Genomic DNA, 19,007 nt, shown 5'->3' with positions numbered 1-19,007 from the left:
AAAACACGTCACCCTTTATCGTTTGGATTGAGGGCCTCTGTCAACCGTTGTTGTACCTCCTTTTGCAGCTCATTATTAAGGCCACGCCGGTCGGCAGTCGCGATTATAAATAAATCTTCTACTCGCTCACCAATTGTCGTAATTCTTGCCCCGTGCAGCGAAATACCAAGGTCCGCAAACACTTTGCCCACGCGGGCCAGCAGCCCTGGCTGATCCAGCGCGATGAGTTCCAGGAAACTTTTTCGGTCTGTATGCGTCGGCAGGAAATTCACTTCCGTATCGACGGTAAAGTGGCGCAACTTGGCCGGTTGACGACGCGGCTGCGGTGCCTGCCAACTGGGCTGTGTAATCGCCTGTTCCAGGCCAAACCCGATGGCGTCATGACGATCCGGCGACAGTGGGCTACCGTCTGGTTCCAGGACGATAAACGTATCCATCGCCATGCCATCACGGGTCGTGAAAATCTGTGCGTCGTGTACGCTCAGGTTGCGCCGATCCAGCTCGGCGCAGACGGCGGCAAACAAATAAGGCCTGTCCGGACTCCAGATAAAAATCTCCGTACCGCCGCGCGTGGCCTGCGGGCTGAGCAGGATCAATGGCTTACTCAGGTCGTGTTGCAACAGATGCCGCGCGTGCCAGGCAAGCTGGTTTGGACTGTGGCGGACGAAGTAGTTGGCGCGACAGCGTCCCCAAATCTGATGCAGTTGCTCTTCATTTATATTGTCCATACGCAGCAGCGCCAGCGCCTGGAGCTGATGGTGCCGCACGCGTTCGCGCATATCCGGCGTGTTTTGCATGCCGCGACGCAATTGTTTTTCCGTGGCGAAATAGAGTTCGCGTAGCAGGCTTTGCTTCCAGCTATTCCACAGGGTTTCATTGGTGGCGCAAATATCAGCCACTGTCAGGCACACCAGGAAGCGCAGACGGTTTTCTGTTTGCACTTCTTCGGCGAACTGTTTGATCACCTCAGGATCCTGGATATCACGGCGTTGTGCGGTGACAGACATCAGCAAGTGGTGACGCACCAGCCAGGCAACCAGTTGTGTTTCCCTGGAGTTGAGACCGTGTAATTCGGCGAATTTCAGCACATCCTGTGCGCCAAGCACGGAATGGTCGCCCCCGCGTCCTTTGGCGATATCGTGGAACAACGCAGCGATCAGGATAAGCTCGGGATGCGTCAGGCGCGGCCACAGTTCCACGCAAAGCGGATGGCGCTGACGCGTCTCTTCGCTGGCGAAACTTTCCAGTTTCAGCATTACCCGGATGGTGTGCTCGTCTACGGTATAGGCATGGAACAGGTCGAACTGCATTTGCCCGACAATGTGCGACCACTGCGGCATATAAGCCCACAAAACGCTATGGCGATGCATCGGTAGCAGGCCACGCTTCACGGCTCCGGGATGACGGAGCATGCTAAGAAATATTGACCGCGCTTCGGGGATATAGCACAACGGCTGCGTCAGATGGCGTCGCGCATGGCGCAGATGGCGCAAGGTGGTCGAATAGATACCGGTGATACTGCTGTTACGCACCATGATGTAGAACATACGCAGAATGGCCTGCGGCTCGCGGATAAACAGATTGTCATCGCGCAGGTCAATCAGCGTGCCGCGTAGTTGGAATTCATCATCAATGGCGCGCGGCTTTTCATCTTCGGTGAGCGCCAAAATCGCTTCATCAAAGAGCTGTAACAGCATATGGTTCAGTTCGGTCACGCGACGAGTGACGCGGAAGAAATCCTTCATCATATGTTCGACCGGTTGATTCCCCTCACCGACGTAATTCAGGCGTTGAGCAACGCTGAGCTGGCGGTCAAATAGCAGACGGTTGTCATAGCGGTTGAGTTCAAGGTGCAGGGCGAAGCGAATACGCCATAGCAGGTGCAAACACTCGTTAAGCTCGTTGCGTTCGGCTTCGGTTAAAAAGCCAAACCCAACCATCTCATCCAGGGACGTTGCGCCAAAATGGCGACGTGCGACCCATTGCAGGGTGTGGATATCGCGCAGGCCGCCAGGGCTGCTTTTGATATCGGGCTCCAGATTGTAGCTGGTGCCGTGATAACGCTGGTGGCGCTCATTTTGTTCGGCCACTTTTGCCGGGAAGAATTTTTCCGATGGCCAGAAATCTTCGCTGAAAATATGCTTTTGCAGTTCAAGAAACAGGGCAACATCGCCAATTAACAGGCGGGATTCAATCAGGTTGGTGGCGACCGTTAAATCGGAAAGCCCTTCCTGTAGACACTCGCTGAGCGTACGCACGCTGTGACCAACTTCCAGCTTCACATCCCATAAAAGCGTGAGCAGTTCACCGATTTTTTGTGCCTGCTCGTCAGGCAATTTCGTGCGGCTCAAAATAAGGAGGTCGATATCCGACAGCGGGTGCAGCTCGCCGCGACCGTAGCCCCCCACGGCAACCAGCGCGGTATCGCCGATGTCGCCGAAACCATACTCCAGCCACAGGCGTTGCAGGAGCTGATCGATAAATTCCGTGCGAGCTTCTATCAGTTGTTCGGCAGAAAGGCCTGCGTCAAAAACATGCCCCAGCCATTGCTGAAATGTATCGATATGCGCCTTGATGGAGGCGCAATTCAGTTCGTCCTGTGGCCAGTTCCCGGGATAGTCCGGTTGACCCGGAAGGGTGGGTTTCACCGTACTGATGAATTGTTCAGAAAATGTATTGCTCATTAACAGGCCACCCATAAGTTGAAGGCAGGACGCGACATAGCCGAACCAGAGAGCGTTCGGGATGCGAAGACATATGCGACAAATTAGAAGAGATAACGAGAAATGAAAAGTCGTTTATATCTATGACGTAGAGCAGGGCGGGGGGAGAAAACAACGGCCCGCGACGCGGACCGTTAAATACTATCAAGCGGCGGTTAACACAGCGTCGATAGTGTCATCTTTACGCAAGGTGAGAATTTCGCACCCTGTATCGGTAACCACAATCGTATGCTCGTATTGTGCGGAAAGGCTGCGGTCTTTGGTTTTTACCGTCCAGCCATCTTTCATGGTACGAATACGGTAATCGCCTGCGTTCACCATCGGTTCAATGGTGAAGGTCATACCGGCCTGCAGCACTACGCCACCGTCATCCGCATCGTAGTGCAGTACCTGCGGCTCTTCGTGGAAAACGCGACCAATACCGTGCCCGCAATATTCACGGACGACAGAGAAACCTTCCGCTTCCACGAATTTCTGAATGGCTGCACCGAGGGTACGCAGACGGATGCCAGGTTTCACCATTCTCAGCGCCAGATAGAGGCTCTCCTGAGTGATACGGCACAGACGCTCGCCCAAAATAGTGGGTTTGCCGACGATAAACATTTTCGACGTATCGCCATGGTACTCATCTTTAATCACCGTCACATCGATGTTGACGATATCGCCATCTTTAAGCTGTTTTTCATCGTCCGGAATGCCGTGGCAAACCACTTCATTAATAGATATGCAAACGGATTTCGGGAAGCCGTGATAGCCAAGGCAGGCGGAGATGGCATGCTGTTCGTTAACGATATAGTCATTACAGATACGATCCAGCTCACCGGTGCTTACGCCGGGCTTAATGTACGGTTCGATCATTTCCAGCACTTCGGCGGCGAGACGGCCGGCGATGCGCATTTTTTCAATTTCTTCTGGGGTCTTTATTGAGATAGCCATGAATTCTGTCCATCAGCGTCGAATTTTTCGACAATACTAGTCTAAGTGCTGTCAATGGTAACAGTCTGACGAGTCCTGTGCCAAATTGAGAATCATTCTGAACTTCGTCTTTCGTACCGCCCGTGTACTGCAATGCCTCCTGTAACAGGAAATTCATCGTTCAGTACCGTGCGTAACGCCAACAATTATTGGAGTCTGACGCCTGTTTATGGTATAAAGCGCGCCGGACTTCCGTTCCTCTTCGGAACTGAGGCGACCAAATCTCACTTTGTGTAATAACACACACGTATCGGCACATATTCCGGGGTGCCCTTCGGGGTCGGTAATATGGGATACGTGGAGGCTTAACCCCAACTTTATCTATAGAGGTTTTTACCATGGCAACTGTTTCCATGCGCGACATGCTCAAGGCTGGTGTTCACTTCGGTCACCAGACCCGTTACTGGAACCCGAAAATGAAGCCTTTCATCTTCGGCGCGCGTAACAAAGTTCACATCATCAACCTTGAGAAAACTGTACCGATGTTCAACGAAGCTCTGGCTGAACTGAACAAGATCTCTTCTCGTAAAGGTAAAATCCTTTTCGTTGGTACTAAACGCGCTGCAAGCGAAGCGGTAAAAGAAGCTGCAAACAGCTGCGATCAGTTCTTCGTGAACCATCGCTGGTTGGGCGGCATGCTGACTAACTGGAAAACCGTTCGTCAGTCCATCAAACGTCTGAAAGACCTGGAAACTCAGTCTCAGGACGGTACTTTCGACAAGCTGACCAAGAAAGAAGCGCTGATGCGTACTCGTGAGCTTGAGAAACTGGAAAACAGCCTGGGCGGTATCAAAGACATGGGCGGCCTGCCGGACGCACTGTTCGTTATCGATGCTGACCATGAGCACATTGCTATCAAAGAAGCGAACAACCTGGGTATCCCGGTATTCTCTATCGTTGATACCAACTCTGATCCAGATGGCGTTGATTTCGTTATCCCGGGTAACGACGATGCAATCCGTGCTGTGACCCTGTACCTGAATGCTGTTGCTGCGACCGTCCGTGAAGGCCGTTCTCAGGATCTGGCTACCCAAGCGGAAGAAAGCTTCGTAGAAGCTGAATAATAAGGTTTGCTCTTTTAGAGCCCTTATTAACCAGGTAGTTACAAGTTTGGTTAGGGGGCCTGTCTCAGGCCCCTTTTTTACTTTCATATCTGTGCGGTTCTTCGAACCGGGCAGGTCAAATTCTCCCGAGGAATAAAGAATGGCTGAAATTACCGCATCCCTGGTAAAAGAGCTGCGTGAACGTACTGGCGCAGGCATGATGGATTGCAAAAAAGCACTGACTGAAGCTAACGGCGACATCGAGCTGGCAATCGAAAACATGCGTAAATCTGGTGCAATCAAAGCTGCGAAAAAAGCAGGCAACGTTGCTGCTGACGGCGTGATCATCACCAAGATCGACGGCACCTACGGTATCATTCTGGAAGTTAACTGCCAGACTGACTTCGTTGCGAAAGACGGTGGTTTCCAGGCATTTGCTAACAAAGTTCTGGACGCAGCTGTTGCAGGCAAAATCACTGACGTTGAAGTTCTGAAAGCACAGTTCGAAGAAGAACGTGTAGCGCTGGTTGCTAAAATCGGTGAGAACATCAACATCCGTCGTGTTGCTTCCCTGGAAGGCGAAGTGCTGGGTTCTTACCTGCACGGCGCACGTATCGGTGTTCTGGTTGCGGCTAAAGGCGCAGACGAAGAGCTGGTTAAACAGCTGGCTATGCACATCGCTGCAAGCAAACCAGAATTCGTTAAGCCGGAAGATGTGTCTGCTGAAGTGGTAGAAAAAGAGTACCAGGTTCAGTTGGACATCGCCATGCAGTCTGGCAAACCGAAAGAAATCGCTGAGAAAATGGTTGAAGGCCGCATGAAGAAATTCACCGGCGAAGTTTCTCTGACGGGTCAGCCTTTCGTTATGGATCCGAGCAAAACCGTTGGCCAACTGCTGAAAGAGCAGGGCGCTGACGTGACTAACTTCATCCGCTTCGAAGTGGGCGAAGGTATCGAGAAAGTTGAGACTGACTTCGCAGCAGAAGTTGCTGCAATGTCCAAGCAGTCTTAATTATTAAAGCAGCCGCCTGAGGGCGGCTTCTTTTTGTTCCCGTCAGAGTAAAATCAGCCAATCGCTATAGTGTTTGCGCTGACAGGCGACGTATCATATCGCCGGATTTAAACCCGTCTAATTGTTGACAGTCTCAGGAAAGAAACATGGCTACCAATGCAAAACCCGTCTATAAACGCATTCTGCTTAAGCTGAGCGGCGAAGCCCTGCAGGGTTCCGAAGGTTTCGGTATTGATGCAAGCATCCTTGACCGCATGGCGCAAGAAATCAAAGAACTTGTTGAACTGGGTGTTCAGGTTGGGGTGGTAATTGGTGGCGGTAACTTGTTCCGTGGGGCTGGCCTGGCGAAAGCGGGTATGAACCGCGTGGTGGGTGACCACATGGGCATGCTGGCTACGGTCATGAATGGCCTGGCAATGCGCGACGCGCTGCATCGCGCCTATGTGAATGCCCGCCTGATGTCCGCATTTCCGCTGAACGGTGTGTGTGACAATTACAGCTGGGCTGAGGCGATCAGTCTGCTGCGTAACAATCGTGTTGTGATCTTTAGTGCCGGTACGGGTAACCCGTTCTTTACGACTGATTCCGCTGCCTGCCTGCGCGGCATTGAGATAGAAGCGGATGTCGTACTGAAAGCCACCAAGGTTGATGGCGTGTTTACTGCCGATCCGGCAAAAGATCCGGCTGCGACCATGTACGATCAGCTCAGTTATACCGAAGTTCTTGATAAAGAACTGAAAGTAATGGATCTTGCCGCCTTTACCCTGGCCCGCGACCATAAATTACCTATCCGCGTGTTCAACATGAACAAGCCGGGCGCGTTGCGTCGTGTGGTAATGGGCGAAAATGAAGGCACTTTGATTACGGAATAATTCCCGTAAGCAACAAATAAGGGTAAGATTCCGCCTTAATTTATTTAGCAGTTCTGTCGGGCATCTTCACGGTGCCTTGTACTGAACGAGACTATACTAACCACTCAAGTGGCGTATGGTTTGCCTGAGACAAGATTTCAAGGATTCGTAACGTGATTAGCGATATCAGAAAAGATGCTGAAGTGCGCATGGAAAAATGCGTAGAATCATTCAAAACCCAAATCAGCAAAGTGCGCACTGGCCGTGCTTCCCCGAGCCTTCTGGATGGTATCGTCGTTGAGTATTACGGTACTCCGACGCCGCTGCGCCAGCTGGCGAACGTAACGGTAGAAGACTCCCGTACGCTGAAAATCAACGTGTTCGATCGTTCTATGGGCCCGGCCGTTGAGAAAGCCATTATGGCGTCCGACCTCGGTCTGAACCCAAGCTCCGCCGGGACCGACATTCGTGTTCCGCTGCCGCCGCTGACTGAAGAACGTCGTAAAGACCTGACCAAAATTGTTCGTGGCGAAGCTGAACAAGCGCGCGTTGCTGTTCGTAACGTACGTCGTGATGCGAACGATAAAGTTAAAGCGCTGCTGAAAGATAAAGAAATCAGTGAAGATGATGACCGTCGTTCTCAGGAAGACGTGCAGAAACTGACTGACGCTGCAATCAAAAAAGTCGATGCGGCGCTGGCGGATAAAGAAGCAGAACTGATGCAGTTCTGATTCGAAAACCGACGAAAAACGCCGTACAGAGAGCCGCCAAGGGGGCTTTGCTGGCGGCGTTTTGCTTTTAATCTGCACAATATTGTGAGCGTTTCATGAAGCATTTAACCCTTCTGGGCTCAACAGGTTCTATTGGTTGCAGCACGCTCGATGTGGTTCGCCACAATCCCGATCGCTTTTCCATTACTGCCCTGGTTGCGGGTAAAAATGTTACCCGTATGGTGGAACAATGCCTGGAGTTCACCCCGCGTTTTGCGGTGATGGACGATGAAGCCAGTGCGCGTCAGCTAAAAGCTGAATTACAGCAACAGGGCTGCCCGACGCAGGTCATGAGTGGTCAGCAGGCGGCCTGTGAGATGGCTGCGCTCGATGATGTCGACCAGGTGATGGCGGCGATTGTTGGTGCTGCTGGCCTTGTGCCTACGCTTGCGGCTATCCGCGCGGGTAAAACCGTGCTGCTTGCCAATAAAGAGTCGCTGGTGACCTGCGGACGTCTTTTTATGGACGCAGTGAAAGAGAGCGGGGCGCAGCTCCTCCCGGTGGATAGCGAACATAACGCTATTTTTCAGAGTTTACCGGAAACAATCCAACAAAACCTGGGGTACGCTGATTTAGAGCAGAATGGCGTTTCGTCTATTCTGCTTACCGGGTCTGGTGGCCCGTTCCGTGAAACGCCTATGTCCGAACTGGCCTCGATGACGCCGGATCAGGCATGTCGTCATCCGAACTGGTCGATGGGGCGAAAGATCTCCGTTGACTCCGCCACCATGATGAACAAAGGTCTGGAATACATTGAAGCGCGCTGGTTATTCAACGCTTCTGCCCGCCAGATGGAAGTGCTTATTCACCCGCAATCGGTGATCCACTCCATGGTGCGTTATCAGGACGGCAGTGTTTTAGCGCAGCTTGGTGAACCGGATATGCGTACACCGATTGCACATACTATGGCCTGGCCTGAACGTGTGCCCTCCGGCGCCAATGCCCTCGATTTTTGTAAATTGAGCGCGTTGAGTTTTGCCGCACCTGATTATGACCGCTACCCCTGCCTGAAACTGGCGATAGATGCGTTTGCGCAGGGGCAGGCAGCGACGACGGCGCTGAATGCGGCTAATGAGGTAACGGTGTCAGCATTTCTGGCTTCCGCTATCCGTTTTACGGATATTGCTGCGCTGAATCTGTCTGTTCTGGAACAGATGGTATTAAGCGAACCACAAAGTATTGATGATGTATTGGCTGTAGATCGGCTTGCACGTGACGTAGCGCAAAAACAAGTGACGCGCTTCGCAAGCTGGTGATAATCCAGCCACTAACAGTCATGCTATTTGTTAGCGTTGGGCTTCGGTGATATAGTCTGCGCCATCCATCAGCCTGTTTAATGTCGGGCTGTCAGGGGAAGCCGTGGTTGACACGGCTTTTTTGCGTAAAGGCTTTTGTATTCCTGAGTACCGCTAAATCCTTTTCAGGGACTAAAACGCGTTATGTTGTCTGCGAATCAACCAATGAGCGAAAATTTGCCAGCACATGGCTGTCGCCATGTAGCAATCATTATGGACGGCAATGGTCGCTGGGCGAAAAGACAAGGAAAGATACGGGCATTTGGACACAGAGCGGGTGCGAAATCAGTCCGCCGTGCCGTTTCTTTTGCTGCCAACAGCGGGATTGATGCGTTAACGCTTTACGCGTTCAGTAGTGAGAACTGGAATCGTCCGGCGCAAGAAGTCAGTGCACTAATGGAATTATTTGTCTGGGCGCTGGACAGTGAAGTGAAGAGCCTGCACCGACATAATGTGCGTTTGCGCATTATTGGTGATACCAGCCGTTTCAACGCGCGTCTGCAAGAGCGTATTCGTAAAGCGGAAGCGTTGACTGCCCAGAATACGGGGCTGACGCTAAATATCGCGGCGAATTATGGCGGACGCTGGGATATCGTACAGGGAGTACGGCAATTGGCCGTTCAGGTTCAGGAAGGGGTATTGCATCCTGACCAAATTGATGAAGATTTGCTGAGTCAGCAAATCTGTATGCATGAACTGGCACCTGTAGATTTAGTGATTAGGACGGGTGGGGAACATCGCATAAGTAACTTTTTACTTTGGCAAATTGCCTATGCCGAACTTTACTTTACGGATGTTCTTTGGCCCGATTTTGATGAACAAGACTTTGAAGGTGCGCTGCATGCCTTTGCCAATCGAGAGCGTCGTTTCGGCGGCACCGAGCCAGGTGGCGACAAAGCCTGATGGGGGTAGCTTTTGCTGAAGTATCGCCTGATTTCTGCGTTTGTATTAATACCCATTGTCATTGCTGCATTGTTCTTATTGCCGCCTGTGGGTTTTGCGATTGTTACGCTTGCCGTTTGCATGCTGGCAGCATGGGAATGGGGACAACTGAGCGGTTTTACGTCACGGACACAGCGTGTCTGGCTGGCGGTATTATGCGGGCTGGTGTTGGCATTGATGTTGTTTATGCTGCCGGAGTACCATCATAATATTCATCAGCCAGTCGTCGAGGTTTCACTTTGGGCTTCGCTTGTCTGGTGGGTTATCGCTCTGGTGCTGGTGCTGGGTTATCCTGCATCTGCAGCAATTTGGCGTAATTCGAAACCTATACGGTTGATTTTCGGCATTCTCACAATTATTCCTTTTTTCTGGGGTATGCTGGCGCTGCGGTCATGGCATTACGCTGATAATCACTACAGCGGGGCGTTATGGTTGCTGTATATCATGATCCTTGTATGGGGAGCAGATTCCGGTGCGTATATGTTTGGCAAACTGTTTGGTAAACATAAGCTGGCACCGAAGGTGTCACCGGGAAAAACCTGGCAAGGCTTTATTGGCGGCCTGTTTACCGCAGGAATTATTTCCTGGGGATATGGTGCGTGGGCAAATCTCGAGGTTGCGCCATCAACATTATTACTCTGTTCTGTGATCGCGGCGCTGGCCTCGGTGCTGGGCGATCTGACGGAAAGCATGTTTAAGCGTGAAGCCGGTATTAAAGACAGTGGTCATTTAATCCCCGGTCACGGTGGTATACTTGACCGCATCGACAGCCTGACGGCGGCGGTTCCTGTATTTGCCTGTCTGCTGTTACTGGTTTTCAGGACGATTTAACGGACGGTTTTATGCTGAGCTTTCTCTGGGATTTGGCGTCGTTCATTGTTGCGCTTGGTGTTCTGATCACCGTGCATGAATTTGGCCATTTCTGGGTTGCTCGCCGTTGCGGCGTGAGAGTCGAGCGTTTTTCCATTGGTTTCGGCAAAGCGCTCTGGCGCCGCAAGGACAAGCAAGGTACGGAATTCGTTATTGCCGTCATTCCGCTTGGTGGTTACGTCAAAATGCTGGATGAGCGCGTTGAACCGGTGACGCCGGAAATGCGCCATTATGCCTTCAACAATAAAACCGTTGGCCAGCGTGCCGCGGTTATCGCGGCGGGACCGATCGCCAATTTCCTCTTTGCTATCGTGGCTTACTGGCTGGTGTTTATCATCGGTGTACCGGGTGTTCGCCCGGTTATTGGTGAAATTGCGCCCAATTCCATCGCGGCAAATGCGCAAATTACGCCAGGAACGGAACTTAAAGCGATTGATGGTATCGAAACGCCTGATTGGGACGCAGTACGTTTGCAGCTGATCGCCAAAATTGGTGACAGGCAAACCACACTCAGCGTGGCTCCGTTTGGGAGCAATAACCGCCAGGACAAAGTTCTCGATTTACAACAGTGGAATTTTGCACCTGATAAAGACGACCCGGTCGCGTCATTAGGGATTCGTCCTCGCGGTGCGCAGATTGAACCGGTATTAGCTGAGGTACAATTAGGCTCGGCTGCAAGCAAAGCAGGTTTGCAAGCTGGCGACAGGATCGTTAAAGTCGATGGTCAGCAACTAACGCAGTGGATGACGTTTGTCACCCTGGTGCGCGATAATCCGGGCACACCGTTAGCACTGGACATTGAAAGGCATGGGAGTCCCTTGTCTTTAACGCTAATACCGGATGCGAAACCCGGTAACAAGGCAGAGGGTTTTGCCGGCGTTGTGCCGAAAATTATCCCGCTGCCGGATGAATATAAGACAGTACGCCAGTACGGGCCATTTAGCGCCATCGCTGAAGCTACGGACAAAACGTGGCAGTTGATGAAGCTGACGGTCAGTATGTTGGGGAAATTGATAACCGGTGACGTAAAACTGAACAACCTCAGTGGGCCGATCTCAATCGCTCAGGGGGCTGGGATGTCAGCAGAGTTCGGGTTGATTTACTACCTGATGTTCCTCGCGTTGATAAGCGTGAACTTAGGTATCATCAATCTGTTCCCATTACCTGTCCTCGACGGGGGGCATCTGCTGTTTTTAGCGATTGAGAAGCTGAAAGGCGGACCGGTATCCGAGCGGGTTCAAGACTTTAGTTATCGCATTGGCTCGATTTTGCTGGTGTTGTTAATGGGGCTTGCACTTTTCAATGATTTCTCTCGGTTGTAAGAGAGTTTGTTAGGAAGAACGCATAATAACGATGGCGATGAAAAAGTTGCTCATAGCGTCGCTGCTGTTTAGCAGCGCCACCGTATACGGTGCTGACGGGTTCGTAGTGAAGGACATTCATTTCGAAGGCCTGCAGCGTGTCGCCGTTGGTGCGGCCCTCCTCAGTATGCCGGTTCGCCCAGGCGACACGGTGAATGATGAAGACATCAGTAACACCATCCGCGCCCTGTTTGCCACTGGTAACTTCGAGGATGTTCGCGTACTCCGCGACGGTGATACCCTCCTCGTTCAGGTAAAAGAACGGCCGACAATCGCCAGTATCACTTTCTCCGGTAACAAGTCGGTGAAAGATGACATGCTGAAGCAGAACCTTGAAGCTTCAGGCGTACGTGTTGGTGAATCTCTGGATCGCACCACACTGTCTGATATCGAAAAAGGTCTGGAAGATTTCTATTACAGTGTCGGTAAATACAGTGCCAGCGTGAAGGCGGTCGTTACGCCTCTGCCACGTAACCGTGTTGACCTTAAACTGGTCTTCCAGGAAGGCGTATCAGCCCAGATCCAACAGATCAACATCGTCGGGAACCATGCGTTTACGACCGAAGAGCTGATCTCCACCTTCCAGTTGCGCGATGAAGTGCCATGGTGGAACGTGGTGGGCGATCGCAAGTACCAGAAACAGAAACTGGCGGGCGATCTTGAAACCCTGCGTAGTTACTATCTGGATCGCGGTTATGCGCGTTTTAATATTGATTCCACGCAGGTGAGTCTGACGCCGGATAAAAAAGGTATCTACATCACCGTCAACGTGACCGAAGGGGATCAGTACAAACTCTCTGGTGTTGAAGTCAGCGGCAATCTGGCGGGTCACTCTGCGGAGATTGAAAGCCTCACCAAAATCCAGCCGGGCGAGCTGTATAACGGCACCAAAGTGACCAAAATGGAAGATGACATTAAAAAACTTCTTGGTCGCTATGGTTATGCCTACCCGCGCGTTCAGTCGCAGCCGGAAATCAACGATACGGATAAAACCGTTAAGCTGCATGTGAACGTCGATGCGGGTAACCGTTATTACGTGCGTAAAATTCGCTTCGAAGGTAACGATACTTCGAAAGATGCCGTTCTGCGCCGCGAGATGCGTCAGATGGAAGGTGCCTGGCTGGGCAGCGACCTTGTAGATCAGGGTAAAGAGCGTCTGAACCGTCTGGGTTACTTCGAAACGGTAGATACCGATACGCAGCGTGTGCCGGGCAGCCCGGACCAGGTTGACGTCGTGTACAAAGTTAAAGAGCGTAACACTGGTAGCTTCAACTTCGGTGTTGGCTACGGTACAGAGAGCGGTGTTAGCTTCCAGGTAGGTGTCCAGCAGGACAACTGGCTGGGTACTGGCTACTCCGTGGGTATCAACGGTACGAAGAACGACTACCAGACCTATTCCGAATTCTCGGTGACCAACCCGTACTTTACGGTGGATGGTGTGAGTCTCGGCGGGCGTATCTTCTACAATGACTTTAAAGCTGACGATGCTGATCTGTCTTCCTACACCAACAAAAGTTATGGTCTGGATGGCACGTTAGGTTTCCCGGTTAACGAATACAATACCCTGCGTGTGGGCTTAGGCTATGTCCATAACGATCTGTCTAAGATGGAACCGCAGGTGGCGATGTGGCGTTATCTGGATTCCATTGGTCAAAGCGCCAGTAAAACCGACGATAATAACGGTTTCACAGCAAACGACTTCACCTTCAACTATGGTTGGACATACAACAACCTTGACCGGGGTTACTTCCCGACCAAGGGCTCACGTGTCAACCTGAATGGTAAGGTGACGATTCCGGGTTCCGATAACGAGTTCTACAAAGTTACGATTGATACGGCTTCCTACTTCCCGATCGATGACGATCATAAATGGGTTGTTCTGGGACGTACACGTTGGGGTTACGGTGACGGCTTAAGTGGTAAAGAGCTGCCGTTCTATGAGAACTTCTATGCTGGCGGTTCCAGCAGCGTTCGTGGTTTCCAGTCCAACAACATTGGTCCGAAAGCAGTTTATTACGGTGCGAAGGGGCTGGATAACTGTGATTCGACGACTAAGAAATACTGTAGCTCTAATGACGCCGTGGGCGGTAACGCAATGGGCGTGGCAAGCGTAGAGTTCATCACGCCGACGCCATTTATCAGTGATAAATATGCGAATTCTGTGCGCACATCGTTCTTCTGGGATGCAGGTACCGTTTGGGATACCAACTGGCAAAACACTGCTGATATGAAAGCTTTAGGCATACCGGATTACAGTGACCCGAGCAATATCCGTATGTCCGCGGGTATCGCCTTACAATGGATGTCCCCATTGGGGCCGTTGGTTTTCTCCTACGCCCAGCCGTTTAAGAAATACGATGGAGACAAGGCAGAACAGTTCCAGTTTAACATTGGTAAAACCTGGTAACTTGCCGCAGCGAAGGAATGCATAAGTAGTGTCGTGATGGTGAGGCAGTGCGCTTCGTACTGCCTGCCAACGCAAAGAACGGTACCTTCGGGTACAAACGGGATGGTGAGGAGTTAATTGTGAAAAAGTGGTTATTAGCTGCAGGTGTAGGTTTGGCAATGGCAACGTCTGCTCAGGCGGCCGATAAAATTGCGGTCGTAGACATGAACAGCCTGTTCCAACAGGTTGCGCAGACTTCTGGCGTTTCTCAGACAATGAAAAACGAATTCAGTGGCCGTGCCAGCGAACTGCAGCGTATGGAATCTGACCTGCAGACTAAAATGCAGCGCTATCAGCGTGACGGTTCCACAATGAAAGCGGCCGATCGTACTAAGCTGGAAAAAGATATCCAGGCTCAGCGTCAGGATCTGGCACAGAAAGGTCAGGCTTTCGAGCAGGATCAGGCTCGTCGTTCTAACGAAGAACGTGGCAAGCTGATGACCAAAATTCAGGCTGCTGTGAAGAAAGTTGCTTCCGATCAGGGCGTGGATCTGGTTATTCCTTCTAACGCCGCTATCTACAACAGCAATGACGTTAAAGACATCACTGCTGATGTACTGAAACAGGTTAAATAAGTAATGCCTTCAATTCGACTGTCTGATTTAGCTCAACAGTTGGATGCAGAGTTACACGGTGATGGCGATATCGTCATCACCGGCGTTGCGTCCATGCAATCCGCTAAAGCAGGGCAAATCACCTTCATGGTAAATCCAAAGTACCGTGAAAGCTTAGCTGCCTGTCAGGCGTCTGCTGTCGTCATGACGCAGGACGATCTTCCTTTTGCCACGAGTGCGGCTCTGGTAGTTAAAAACCCCTACCTGACATACGCGCGCATGGCCCAAATTCTTGATACCACGCCGCAACCGGCCCAGAACATCGCCCCAGGGGCGGTGATCGATCCCGATGCTACGCTGGGAAACAACGTGGCGATTGGCGCAAACGCGGTCATCGAATCCGGCGTGACGCTTGGCGACAATGTCGTCATTGGCCCCGGCTGCTTCGTTGGGAAAAATACGAAAATTGGTGCGGGCTCCCGTTTATGGGCCAATGTGACCATTTACCATGAAATCGAGATCGGTGAGAATTGCCTGATTCAATCGGGCACCGTGATCGGTTCTGATGGTTTTGGTTATGCTAACGATCGCGGCACCTGGGTTAAGATCCCTCAACTTGGTCGTGTCATCATCGGCGATCGTGTTGAAATTGGTGCATGTACCACTATCGATCGCGGTGCGCTGGATGATACCCGTATTGGTAACGGTGTCATCATTGATAACCAGTGCCAGATTGCACATAACGTCGTGATTGGCGACAATACCGCGGTTGCTGGTGGCGTCATCATGGCGGGTAGTTTGAAAATTGGCCGTTATTGCATGATTGGCGGTGCCAGCGTTATCAACGGGCATATGGAAATCTGCGATAAAGTCACCGTGACGGGAATGGGGATGGTGATGCGTCCTATCACCGAGCCAGGAATTTATTCCTCCGGCATCCCGCTACAGCCGAACAAGGTGTGGCGTAAAACCGCAGCCCTGGTGATGAACATTGATGACATGAGCAAGCGCCTCAAAGCTATTGAGCGTAAAGTCAATAAAGAAGACTAATAGCTCGCTCGCTACGTTTAAACTTCCCGGCCTGTCGGCATTCTTACGATTGCCGCGGGCCGTGTTATTATGGCCTTTTAGTATATTTAGACAGGAAGAGTATTTTGACTACTGACACTCATACTCTGCACATTGAAGAGATTCTGGAGCTTCTGCCGCACCGTTACCCGTTTTTGCTGGTAGACCGTGTGCTGGACTTTGAAGAAGGTCGTTTTCTGCGCGCAGTTAAAAATGTTTCGGTAAATGAGCCGTTTTTCCAGGGGCATTTCCCAGGCAAACCGATTTTACCTGGCGTGTTGATTCTGGAAGCGATGGCGCAGGCAACCGGTATTCTGGCGTTCAAAAGCGTCGGTAAACTGGAACCAGGCGAGCTCTACTACTTCGCAGGTATCGATGAAGCGCGCTTTAAGCGTCCGGTTGTGCCAGGCGATCAAATGATCATGGAAGTAACTTTCGAAAAAACGCGCCGTGGCCTGACTCGCTTCAAGGGTGTCGCGCTGGTAGACGGTAAAGTTGTTTGTGAAGCTACTATGATGTGTGCACGTAGCCGGGAGGCCTGATACGTGATTGATAAAACCGCCTTTATTCATCCTTCTGCCATTGTTGAAGACGGTGCCGTTATTGGTGCTAACGCTCACATTGGTCCGTTTTGTATTGTTGGTGCTAACGTCGAAATCGGCGAAGGCACCGTACTGAAGTCTCATGTTGTTATTAATGGCCATACCAAAATTGGTCGCGATAACGAGATTTATCAGTTCGCTTCCATCGGCGAGGTTAACCAGGATCTGAAATATGCTGGTGAACCGACCCGCGTGGAAATTGGCGATCGCAACCGCATCCGCGAAAGCGTCACCATTCACCGTGGCACGGTACAAGGCGGTGGGTTGACGAAGGTGGGCAGCGACAACCTGCTGATGGTCAATGCGCACGTTGCGCATGATTGCACCGTTGGCAGCCGCTGCATTCTGGCGAATAACGCCACACTGGCAGGCCACGTTTCCGTTGATGATTTCGCGATCATCGGCGGTATGACCGCGGTGCACCAGTTCTGCATTATCGGTGCGCACGTTATGGTTGGCGGCTGTTCTGGTGTCGCACAGGACGTTCCACCGTTCGTGATTGCTCAGGGTAATCACGCCACTCCGTTTGGTGTAAATATTGAAGGTCTTAAGCGTCGTGGCTTTAGCCGTGAAGCGATCACCGCAATCCGTAACGCGTATAAACTGCTGTACCGCAGCGGCAAAACGCTGGATGAAGCGAAACCTGAAATTGCCGAGCTGGCAGAACAGCATCCGGAAGTGAAAACGTTCATGGCGTTTTTTGAACGTTCCACGCGTGGTTTAATTCGGTAATGGTCGAACGTCGTCCGTTAACGATTGCCCTCGTCGCCGGAGAAACCTCCGGCGATATTCTTGGTGCGGGTCTCATCCGCGCACTGAGAGCGCGTATGCCCGATGCGCGCTTCGTCGGTGTTGCCGGGCCGCGTATGCAGGCTGAAGGCTGCGAGGCCTGGTACGAAATGGAAGAGCTGGCGGTGATGGGGATTGTCGAGGTGCTTGGTCGCCTGCGACGTCTGCTGCATATCCGTGCCGACCTCACGCGTCGCTTTAGCGAGCTTAAACCCGATGTCTTTGTCGGCATTGATGCACCCGATTTCAATATTACCCTTGAGGGGAACCTGAAAAAGAAGGGCATCAGGACCATTCATTATGTCAGCCCTTCGGTATGGGCCTGGCGCCAGAAACGCGTTTTCAAAATAGGCAGAGCCACCGACCTGGTGCTCGCATTTCTGCCTTTCGAAAAAGCGTTTTACGATAGATTCAATGTTCCCTGTCGTTTTATCGGCCATACCATGGCGGATGCGATGCCGCTGGATCCGGATAAAAATGCGGCGCGGGACACATTAGGCATTCCCTATGACGCGCACTGCCTTGCGTTACTTCCGGGCAGCCGTGGCGCAGAGGTTGAGATGCTGAGCGCTGACTTTTTGCGTACGGCGCAACTGTTGCGTAAGCATTATCCGGACCTGGAAGTTGTTGTGCCGTTGGTGAATGCAAAGCGTCGCGAGCAGTTTGAACGCATCAAAGCGGATGTTGCCCCTGATCTGCGCGTACATATGCTGGATGGCCAGGCGCGGGAAGCGATGATTGCCAGTGATGCTGCATTGCTGGCATCCGGCACAGCCGCGCTGGAGTGCATGCTGGCGAAATGCCCGATGGTGGTGGGTTATCGGATGAAGCCGTTTACCTTCTGGCTGGCGAAGCGTCTGGTTAAAACCGATTACGTGTCGCTGCCCAATTTACTGGCGGGTCGTGAGCTTGTTAAAGAGCTGCTGCAGGATGAATGTCAGCCTCAGGCGCTGGCTGATGCGTTACTTCCCCTGTTAGCAAATGGCAAAACCAGCCATGCGATGCACGATATTTTCCGGGAGCTGCATCTGCAGATCCGCTGTAATGCCGATGAGCAGGCCGCAAATGCCGTACTGGAGTTGGCACAATGATGGAATTTATTTACCCCCATACACACCTGGTTGCCGGTGTGGATGAAGTTGGACGCGGCCCGTTGGTTGGCGCGGTGGTGACTGCTGCTGTTATCCTCGATCCGGCGCGTCCCATTATCGGTCTTAATGACTCGAAAAAATTATCTGAGAAACGCCGTCTGGCATTGTTTGACGAGATCAAAGAGAAGGCGCTGGCCTGGAGTCTGGGCCGTGCAGAGCCGCACGAAATCGACGAGTTAAATATTCTGCATGCCACGATGCTGGCAATGCAGCGTGCGGTCGCTGGTTTGGGTATTATTCCGGAGTATGTTCTCATTGATGGCAACCGTTGCCCCAAACTACCGATGCCTTCTCTGGCGGTTGTAAAAGGTGACAGTCGGGTGCCTGAAATCAGCGCCGCCTCCATTCTGGCGAAGGTCACTCGTGATGCAGAAATGGCCACGCTCGATCTGACTTTTCCTCAATACGGTTTCGCGCAGCATAAAGGCTATCCAACCGCTTTCCATCTGGAAAAACTGGCTGAGCATGGCGCAACGGAACATCATCGGCGCAGCTTTGCGCCCGTCAAACGCGTGCTGGGCCTTGTGTCCTGATTCTGTGACGTGAAGAGATCTG

17 protein-coding genes are annotated in these 19,007 nt (G+C 51.8%); 15 read left to right on the top strand and 2 right to left on the bottom strand.

Annotated elements, in window-relative coordinates:
- Positions 1–8: 8 nt before the first annotated feature.
- Together glnD and map are read right to left on the bottom strand one after the other, a co-directional pair.
- The gene (glnD, locus tag ABU190_RS14400) at positions 9–2,684 is read right to left on the bottom strand and encodes a bifunctional uridylyltransferase/uridylyl-removing protein GlnD (RefSeq protein WP_354691679.1); all 2,676 of its coding nucleotides are present in this window, start codon (positions 2,682–2,684) and stop codon (positions 9–11) included.
- Positions 2,685–2,867: 183 nt separating this feature from the next.
- Positions 2,868–3,659: a type I methionyl aminopeptidase gene (gene map / locus ABU190_RS14395; RefSeq protein ID WP_039078431.1), complete on the bottom strand. Its 792-nt coding sequence runs from the start codon at positions 3,657–3,659 to the stop codon at positions 2,868–2,870.
- A 377-nt stretch (positions 3,660–4,036) separates the two neighbouring features.
- On the opposite strand from map, the gene rpsB reads away from it, so the two are divergent.
- The 15 genes from rpsB to rnhB all read left to right on the top strand — a co-directional run bounded on the left by rpsB (position 4,037) and on the right by rnhB (position 18,985).
- A complete protein-coding gene (gene rpsB / locus ABU190_RS14390; protein ID WP_039078432.1) occupies positions 4,037–4,762 on the top strand; it encodes a 30S ribosomal protein S2 in 726 nt (241 codons plus the stop codon).
- A 139-nt stretch (positions 4,763–4,901) separates the two neighbouring features.
- On the top strand, positions 4,902–5,753 hold the full coding sequence (gene tsf, locus ABU190_RS14385; protein WP_039078433.1) for a translation elongation factor Ts: 852 nt from the start codon (positions 4,902–4,904) through the stop codon (positions 5,751–5,753).
- Between the two features lie 146 nt (positions 5,754–5,899).
- Positions 5,900–6,625, top strand: a complete 726-nt coding sequence (gene pyrH, locus ABU190_RS14380) for a UMP kinase (protein WP_039078434.1) — start codon at positions 5,900–5,902, stop codon at positions 6,623–6,625.
- Positions 6,626–6,777: 152 nt separating this feature from the next.
- Positions 6,778–7,335, top strand: coding sequence for a ribosome recycling factor (gene frr, locus ABU190_RS14375; protein ID WP_039078435.1), 558 nt, complete (start codon positions 6,778–6,780; stop codon positions 7,333–7,335).
- Between the two features lie 95 nt (positions 7,336–7,430).
- Positions 7,431–8,630, top strand: coding sequence for a 1-deoxy-D-xylulose-5-phosphate reductoisomerase (gene ispC, locus ABU190_RS14370; protein ID WP_039078436.1), 1,200 nt, complete (start codon positions 7,431–7,433; stop codon positions 8,628–8,630).
- A 183-nt stretch (positions 8,631–8,813) separates the two neighbouring features.
- The gene (gene ispU / locus ABU190_RS14365) at positions 8,814–9,572 is read left to right on the top strand and encodes a (2E,6E)-farnesyl-diphosphate-specific ditrans,polycis-undecaprenyl-diphosphate synthase (RefSeq protein ID WP_039078437.1); all 759 of its coding nucleotides are present in this window, start codon (positions 8,814–8,816) and stop codon (positions 9,570–9,572) included.
- Positions 9,573–9,584: 12 nt separating this feature from the next.
- On the top strand, positions 9,585–10,442 hold the full coding sequence (gene cdsA, locus ABU190_RS14360; RefSeq protein WP_039078438.1) for a phosphatidate cytidylyltransferase: 858 nt from the start codon (positions 9,585–9,587) through the stop codon (positions 10,440–10,442).
- Positions 10,443–10,453: 11 nt separating this feature from the next.
- Complete coding sequence (gene rseP, locus ABU190_RS14355) at positions 10,454–11,803, top strand: sigma E protease regulator RseP (protein ID WP_354691678.1); 1,350 nt, start codon at positions 10,454–10,456, stop codon at positions 11,801–11,803.
- A gap of 31 nt (positions 11,804–11,834) precedes the next feature.
- Positions 11,835–14,249 (top strand): outer membrane protein assembly factor BamA, encoded by a 2,415-nt coding sequence (bamA, locus tag ABU190_RS14350; protein WP_354691677.1) that lies wholly within the window; start codon positions 11,835–11,837, stop codon positions 14,247–14,249.
- 119 nt (positions 14,250–14,368) lie between these two features.
- Complete coding sequence (gene skp, locus ABU190_RS14345; RefSeq protein ID WP_039078473.1) at positions 14,369–14,863, top strand: molecular chaperone Skp; 495 nt, start codon at positions 14,369–14,371, stop codon at positions 14,861–14,863.
- Positions 14,864–14,866: 3 nt separating this feature from the next.
- Positions 14,867–15,892: a UDP-3-O-(3-hydroxymyristoyl)glucosamine N-acyltransferase gene (gene lpxD, locus ABU190_RS14340; RefSeq protein WP_039078441.1), complete on the top strand. Its 1,026-nt coding sequence runs from the start codon at positions 14,867–14,869 to the stop codon at positions 15,890–15,892.
- Between the two features lie 104 nt (positions 15,893–15,996).
- Positions 15,997–16,452: a 3-hydroxyacyl-ACP dehydratase FabZ gene (fabZ, locus tag ABU190_RS14335; RefSeq protein WP_004145858.1), complete on the top strand. Its 456-nt coding sequence runs from the start codon at positions 15,997–15,999 to the stop codon at positions 16,450–16,452.
- 3 nt (positions 16,453–16,455) lie between these two features.
- Entirely contained in the window at positions 16,456–17,244 is a 789-nt protein-coding gene (gene lpxA, locus ABU190_RS14330) for an acyl-ACP--UDP-N-acetylglucosamine O-acyltransferase (RefSeq protein ID WP_039078442.1), read from the top strand.
- Positions 17,244–18,392, top strand: coding sequence for a lipid-A-disaccharide synthase (lpxB, locus tag ABU190_RS14325; protein ID WP_354691676.1), 1,149 nt, complete (start codon positions 17,244–17,246; stop codon positions 18,390–18,392). Before lpxA ends, lpxB begins: the two co-directional genes overlap by 1 nt.
- Positions 18,389–18,985: a ribonuclease HII gene (gene rnhB / locus ABU190_RS14320; protein ID WP_039078444.1), complete on the top strand. Its 597-nt coding sequence runs from the start codon at positions 18,389–18,391 to the stop codon at positions 18,983–18,985. The genes lpxB and rnhB overlap by 4 nt, the downstream gene beginning before the upstream one ends.
- The last annotated feature ends 22 nt before the right edge of the window (positions 18,986–19,007 follow it).

The sequence above is a fragment of the Phytobacter sp. RSE-02 genome (assembly GCF_040578655.1).
GTDB lineage: Bacteria > Pseudomonadota > Gammaproteobacteria > Enterobacterales > Enterobacteriaceae > Phytobacter > Phytobacter diazotrophicus.
The sequence above is the reverse complement of the archived record's forward strand: the minus strand, read 5'-3'. Positions and strand labels throughout refer to the sequence as shown.

Coding starts and splice junctions, on each gene's coding strand:
- rseP (WP_354691678.1), top strand. CDS start 10,454: ATGCTGAGCTTTCTCTGGGATTTGGCGTCGTTCATTGTTGCGCTTGGT.
- pyrH (WP_039078434.1), top strand. CDS start 5,900: ATGGCTACCAATGCAAAACCCGTCTATAAACGCATTCTGCTTAAGCTG.
- glnD (WP_354691679.1), bottom strand. CDS start 2,684: ATGAGCAATACATTTTCTGAACAATTCATCAGTACGGTGAAACCCACC.
- ispC (WP_039078436.1), top strand. CDS start 7,431: ATGAAGCATTTAACCCTTCTGGGCTCAACAGGTTCTATTGGTTGCAGC.
- rpsB (WP_039078432.1), top strand. CDS start 4,037: ATGGCAACTGTTTCCATGCGCGACATGCTCAAGGCTGGTGTTCACTTC.
- lpxD (WP_039078441.1), top strand. CDS start 14,867: ATGCCTTCAATTCGACTGTCTGATTTAGCTCAACAGTTGGATGCAGAG.
- map (WP_039078431.1), bottom strand. CDS start 3,659: ATGGCTATCTCAATAAAGACCCCAGAAGAAATTGAAAAAATGCGCATC.
- rnhB (WP_039078444.1), top strand. CDS start 18,389: ATGATGGAATTTATTTACCCCCATACACACCTGGTTGCCGGTGTGGAT.
- tsf (WP_039078433.1), top strand. CDS start 4,902: ATGGCTGAAATTACCGCATCCCTGGTAAAAGAGCTGCGTGAACGTACT.
- bamA (WP_354691677.1), top strand. CDS start 11,835: ATGGCGATGAAAAAGTTGCTCATAGCGTCGCTGCTGTTTAGCAGCGCC.
- ispU (WP_039078437.1), top strand. CDS start 8,814: ATGTTGTCTGCGAATCAACCAATGAGCGAAAATTTGCCAGCACATGGC.
- lpxB (WP_354691676.1), top strand. CDS start 17,244: ATGGTCGAACGTCGTCCGTTAACGATTGCCCTCGTCGCCGGAGAAACC.